This window comes from Rhodococcus sp. CX, from assembly GCF_015865005.1.
Classification (GTDB): Bacteria; Actinomycetota; Actinomycetes; order Mycobacteriales; family Mycobacteriaceae; genus Rhodococcus.
In genome coordinates, this window is record NZ_JADZGH010000113.1 from 1 (window position 1) to 1,320 (window position 1,320).

Consider the following 1,320-nt stretch of genomic DNA (forward strand, 5'->3'; position numbering starts at 1 on the left):
ATCGACGGTCACGTGGCCGAACGCGAAGCCGATGTGCAAGCGGTGCGGTCGGCGCTCTCGCGCGTCGAGGGGGCCGCTTCCGCGCGGACGCGCGCGGAGGCGTCGGCGCAGCGGGGCCGCGCGCAGTTGGACACCGCGCGGGCCGCGGTCGAGGCGGCGGAGACGATGGTCGAGCTCGCCCGCGCCGAGACGGCGAATCAGCTGCGCACCTGGTGGGGTGAGCACGGTGACGAGTTCGCGGCGGCAGGTGTCGCGACCGGCCTGCTCGATGCCCTCGACGACGCGATCGCCCGCGCCGGCGACGACGATGCGCCCGCCCCGGCGGCGGTGCTGGCGGCGCACACCGCGTCCGCGGTGGAGGAACTGAAGTTCCGGCGGCGGTCGTGCGCGGCGGACGCGGAGGCGCTCGAGGCGCGGATCGGGGAACTCGAGTCCGAGCGGGCGGCGATCGCGGCCGAACGCGACGATGCTCCCCCGCCGTTCCCGGCGCGCCGCGGCGACCGGGACGCCCTGCCGGGTGCGCCGCTGTGGCGGCTGGTGCGGTTCGCCGACGAGGTCACGCCGGAGGCGGCGGCCGGCATCGAGGCCGCGCTGGAGGCGGCGAATCTGCTGGACGGCTGGGTGTCCGACGAGTCGGTTCCGGGCGGCGACACCGCATCCGAGCAGTTCCTGGAGCCGCTGCCGGCGGCGCAGCGTCCGGCCGGGCGCACCCTGGCCGACGTGCTGGTCGCCGAGCCCGATGCCGGTGTTCCGGAGCAGCGGGTGCGGGATCTGCTCGCGTCGATCGCGTTGACCCCGGCGGACGGGTCGGTCACGGTGGCCGTCGACGAGAGCGGCCGGTTCCGGCAGGGCGTGCAGGTCGGGCGCCACGGCAAGACGCACGCGGAGTTCATCGGGGCGACCGCGCGGGCGCGGCGGCGGCAGAGCCGGATCGCGGATCTGGACACGATGATCGCCGAGGCGCGGGCCGCGGTGGCGGCGCTGGGCGCGGACCGGCGCCGGCTCGGGGAGCAGCTGACCCGGCTCGAGCGGGCCGCGTCGGCGTTGCCGCGCACGGGCACCGTGTCGGCGGCGTTGCGGAAGGTCACCGAGTGCGCCGGCGCGCTGCGGACCGCGACGGAATCGGCCGCGGCGGCGGACCGCGACTTCGATCAGGCCCTGGCCGAGCATGCGGCGCGGGAGCAGCAGGTGCGGGCCGCGGCGGCCGCGCACCGCGCCCCGCACACCGCCCGCGAGCTCGACGCGGTCGCGGCGGCGATCCGGCATTTCCAGTCGCAGGGTCAGGCGCTGCTGCGGGCGCGGCGCGAGCACACCGCCGAG

Annotated in this window: 1 pseudogene; it reads left to right on the plus strand. The window is 77.6% G+C overall.

The window, feature by feature from the left end:
- Positions 1–12: 12 nt before the first annotated feature.
- Positions 13–1,320, plus strand: a pseudogene (locus tag I0Q12_RS12490) (TIGR02680 family protein); the annotation flags it as partial.